The organism is Frigoribacterium sp. AC759 (genome assembly GCF_979256015.1).
The window spans coordinates 1-235 of sequence record NZ_CEEDMT010000201.1; the positions used below are offsets into that span (position 1 = coordinate 1).

The 235-nt window shown below is 51.1% G+C and carries 1 protein-coding gene; it reads left to right on the forward strand.

Annotated elements, in window-relative coordinates; genetic code table 11:
* Nucleotides 1–35: 35 nt before the first annotated feature.
* On the forward strand, nucleotides 36–235 hold a 200-nt coding region (locus ACZ6JE_RS15655), incomplete at its 3' end, for a homocysteine S-methyltransferase family protein (RefSeq protein WP_464319549.1).

Genomic DNA, 235 nt, shown 5'->3' on the forward strand with positions numbered 1-235 from the left:
GTGTGGGCCTGAACTGTGCGACTGGTCCAGAATTTATGACAGACCACATCCGCACGCTCTCCTCCATCGCAAAGTCAGCGGTGAGCTGCTATCCGAATGCTGGTCTCCCAGATGAAGAAGGCCAATATCATGAATCCCCTGCTTCTCTTGCTAAAAAAATCGCTGCCTTTGCTAAGGAAGGCTGGTTAAATATTGTCGGCGGCTGTTGCGGAACGACACCTGCACATATTCAAGC